The sequence below is a fragment of the Devosia sp. genome (assembly GCF_041917035.1).
In the GTDB taxonomy this organism is placed as follows: Bacteria; Pseudomonadota; Alphaproteobacteria; order Rhizobiales; family Devosiaceae; genus Devosia_A.
In genome coordinates, this window is the sequence record NZ_JAYRYM010000314.1 from 1 (window position 1) to 3,739 (window position 3,739).

Annotated in this window: 4 protein-coding genes; 1 reads left to right on the plus strand and 3 read right to left on the minus strand. The window is 67.9% G+C overall.

Annotated features, from left to right (window positions below; all coding sequences use genetic code 11):
* Positions 1-31: 31 nt before the first annotated feature.
* From ACE3TU_RS20120 to ACE3TU_RS20130, 3 genes are read right to left on the minus strand one after another with little or no spacing between them, the layout of a single operon-like run.
* On the minus strand, positions 32-643 hold the full coding sequence (locus ACE3TU_RS20120; RefSeq protein ID WP_374627478.1) for a hypothetical protein: 612 nt from the start codon (positions 641-643) through the stop codon (positions 32-34).
* Positions 644-652: 9 nt separating this feature from the next.
* Positions 653-1,048 carry a MerR family DNA-binding transcriptional regulator gene (locus ACE3TU_RS20125; protein ID WP_374627480.1) on the minus strand — a complete coding sequence of 132 codons (396 nt, stop codon included), beginning with the start codon at positions 1,046-1,048 and terminating at the stop codon, positions 653-655.
* Positions 1,035-2,744: a long-chain fatty acid--CoA ligase gene (locus ACE3TU_RS20130; protein WP_374627482.1), complete on the minus strand. Its 1,710-nt coding sequence runs from the start codon at positions 2,742-2,744 to the stop codon at positions 1,035-1,037. The genes ACE3TU_RS20125 and ACE3TU_RS20130 overlap by 14 nt, the downstream gene beginning before the upstream one ends.
* 268 nt (positions 2,745-3,012) lie before the next feature.
* On the opposite strand from ACE3TU_RS20130, the gene ACE3TU_RS20135 reads away from it, so the two are divergent.
* Positions 3,013-3,739 (plus strand): acyl-CoA dehydrogenase family protein (locus tag ACE3TU_RS20135; RefSeq protein ID WP_374627484.1); only part of this gene is annotated, 727 nt, incomplete at its 3' end.

Genomic DNA, 3,739 nt, shown 5'->3' on the forward strand with positions numbered 1-3,739 from the left:
ATATACGCGATCGCGTACACGAATTCAACGCTCAGTCGCCCGCGCTGAAGCCCTCGCCGTCGGCGATGATGCGGGCCGGCGGCACGGCATTGCCGTCCGGGCCGATCCAGGCCACCAGCAGCGCCATCGGCAGGGCGTGCGCCCGGATGGCGCCGATGACGCGATCGAGTGTCTCACGCCGGGTGACCTTGATGCCGTCGTCCGTGACGACGATGTCGGAGGCGATGTCCGGCGGCAGGCCCGAGGCCAGGGTGGCGACGGCCGCCTCGAGCCCGTCGTCAAAGACCATGCGGATGGCGAGGATGTCGCCGCCGATCCAGGCCGTCCCGTAGAGCGCCCCCGGCTCGGCGCCCCTGGCGGCGATCAGGTAGGTCTGCGCCTCGAGCGGCACGAAGCGGACGGTCATGCTGCGGTCGCCGGCCAGATAGGCCTCGCCCTCGCGCCGGAAGTCCAGTGCCGCCTCGTCGGTCCGCACCCAGGCGTCCCCCTCCTGCCGGTAGGCGAAGATGGCAAAGCTCTCGGGCAGCGGCGTCGCCAGCGCGTCGCCGGCAACGAGGTCGGTGTCGGAGGAGAGCGTGCAGGCCGCCAGCACGAGGCCGATCGACAGGGTGGCGAGCAGTCCGAGCAGGCGCATCAGTCGCATCGGTTTGCCTCAGTTCCCCTGGCCCAGCCGGTCGCCGGCGAGTTTGCGGATTTCCCTGAGCTCGGTGATGGTCATCTGCAGGTCTCCCAGTTGCTGCTCGAGCAGCGCCAGGCGCTCATCCACCTTGCCGATCAGCAGGCTGACCTGCGCGGTCTGCGACTGCGCGTCATACAGGCTCAGGTAGTCGGAAATGTCGCGCAGCGAGAAGCCTAGCCGTTTTCCGCGCAGGATCAGGATCAACCTTGCGCGATCACGGCGGCGGAAGACCCGCGTGCCGCCGACGCGCTCGGGGTTGAGCAGGCCCTTGGCCTCGTAGAAGCGGATGGCCCGCGTCGAGATGCCGAACTCGCGGGCGAGGTCGGCAATGGCAAACAGGTCGCGGTTTTCGGATTCAGGCCGGTTCATCGCTATTCGTCGTGCGGGTGCGGTACTCCTCGCGGAGTTCCTTTTTCGAGAGCTTGCCGATCAGCGTCTTGGGCAGCTGGTCCTTGAAGATGATCTCCTTGGGCAGCTCGATCTTGTTGAGCGTTTCCGCGAGGAATTTCTTGAGATCATGCTCGGTGACGGCGGCGTCGGCCTTCAGCTTGACGAACGCCACCGGCGCCTCGCCGCGATAGGTATCGGGCACGCCGATGACGTTGCACTCCTCGACCGCCGGATGGCGGAGCAGGGTTTCCTCGATGGTGCGCGGGTAGACGTTGAAGCCCGAGCAGATGATCAGGTCCTTGATGCGATCGACGAGGAAAACATAGCCATCCTCGTCCATCAGCCCGACGTCCCCCGTCCGCAGCCAGCCGTCGATGAAGACGTCCCGCGTGGCGTCCTCGTTGCCGTAGTAGCCGAGCATGACCTGCGGCCCCTTGACCTGCAGCTCGCCGCGCTGACCGAGCGGCACCACCTCGCCGGTGTCGATGTCGACGAAGCGGACGTCGGTCGCCGGCAGCGGCTGGCCGATGGACAATGGCTTGGAGGGCACGCGCAGGGCGGCGCAGCAGACCACCGGAGAGGCCTCGGTGAGGCCGTAGCCCTCGGCCAGCAGGGCCTTGCCGACCTTGCCCCAGGCCGAGCGGACCTCGTCGGCGAGCGGGGCGCCGCCCGACACCACCACCTCGAGCGAGGTGAGGTGCGGCGCGGCACGCTCCCCGGCCTTGGCGAGCGCCTGGATCAGCGTCGGCACCGCCGGGAGCACATTGGCCCCGGTGCGGGTCAGCAGATCGAGCAGCGCCTTCAGCTCGAAGCGCGGCAGCATGACCACCTGGGTGCCGTTGCACAGCGGCACGTTCATGCACACCGTCATGGCGAAGATGTGGAAGAAGGGCAGCACCGCGACGACGCGCGAGGGCGGATAGAACAACCCGCAACCCCAGGCATCGATCTGGCTCATGTTGGCCGCGATATTGGCGTGGCTGAGCATGGCGCCCTTGGGCACGCCGGTGGTACCGCCGGTGTATTGCTGCACCGCCACGTCGCGCTCGGCATCGATGCTCACCGGGCCGGGAGCGAGATTGCGACGCAGCAACTGGTCGAACCACACCACCTTGGCGGCCACGCGCGATTGCTGCGGCTTGGCCAGATCCTTGCCCTTGACCAGCCGGTAGAGGAGCTTCTTCAGCCCCGGCAGGGCGTCGGGAAAGTGGCAGACGATCAGGTGGCGGACGTGGCCGGCCTCGGTGAGGGCCTCGGCCTTCTCGAACAGCTGCTTGAGGTCGAGGGTCACCAGCAGGTCGGCCCCGGCATTGCCGACGATGTGGCTGAGCTCGTGGACCGTATAGAGGGGATTGCAGTTGACCACGGTGCCGCCGGCGCGCAGCACCGCATAGTAGGCGACGACGTAGAACGGTGTATTGGGCAGCATCAGCGCGACCCGCACACCCTTCTTGACGCCGAACTGCGCCTGCAGCGCCCCGGCGAGGGCGTTGATCATGTTGCCGAGGTCGCGGAACCGGGTCTTCTTGCCGAGGAAGTCGAGCGCGTCGGCGTCGGGAGTCCTGGCACAGGCGGCGAGGACCTGCTCGTGCACGGGCGTGAGGTTGATGGGGACATCCCAGGAAATCCCCGGCGGATAGCGATCCACCCAGGGGCGCGCGCTTCCTTCTGCCACTCGGCTCCTCCTCGGACTTGTGCTGTCCGTTGGCCCGACTATGGCATCGACTGACGTTTGCGTCAAAACGACGACGCGTCGCGCCGGACGAATTCCCCTCCCGAGGGACGGAAGGGCGGCGTTCACGCCGGGAGCCGACAGACCGGAAGGGGCACTGGTTGACGTATACGTCAACCACCCCTATTCTGCTGCACGGCTGGGGATGCCTTCCGGAGGGCCGCCCGAGGCAGCCGCGCCGGCCCGGTCGGCGCCTATCGGGGAGAATCGCATGGGCCTCGTCATCCTGTTCGTCAGCGTCCTCGCCGGCCTGGTGCTCGCCATGCGGCGCGCGCCGCTCTGGCAGTGGGCGGTCGCGGCTCTGCTGATCGGTATCCTGAGCCGCGTGTCCGTCGATGGCGGCCTGTGGCTGCTGGTCGACCTGCCGGGATGGATCGGCGCCCTGCTGCCAGCGGCCCTGCTGGCGGTGTTCACCGTCGCGCCGGTGCGCGAAGCCCTGCTCACCGGTCCGGCCTACACGATGGTCAAGCGCATCCTGCCGCGCGTCAGCCGCACCGAGCAGGAGGCCCTCGATGCGGGCACGGTCGGGTGGGACGCGGAGCTGTTCTCCGGACAGCCGGAGTGGGGCAAGCTGCTCGGCGTGCGCAAGCCGACCCTGTCCGCGGAGGAACAGGCGTTTCTCGACGGGCCGGTCAATACCGTCTGCGCGATGATCGACGACTGGGACACAAGGCACAACCGGGCCGACCTGCCGCCCGAGGTGTGGGCCTATCTCAAGGAACAGGGGTTCCTGGGCATGCTGATCGGCCGCGAGCATGGCGGGCTCGGTTTTTCGGCACAGGCGCAGAGCCAGGTGGTGTCCAAGATCGCCTCCCGCTCGATCGCGGCCGGCATCACCGTGATGGTGCCCAATTCACTGGGGCCCGGCGAACTGCTGGAAAAGTACGGCACGCCCGAACAGAAGCAGAAATACCTGCACCGGCTGGCGAGGGGCCTCG

Coding starts and splice junctions, on each gene's coding strand:
- ACE3TU_RS20120 (WP_374627478.1), bottom strand. CDS start 643: ATGCGACTGATGCGCCTGCTCGGACTGCTCGCCACCCTGTCGATCGGC.
- ACE3TU_RS20125 (WP_374627480.1), bottom strand. CDS start 1,048: ATGAACCGGCCTGAATCCGAAAACCGCGACCTGTTTGCCATTGCCGAC.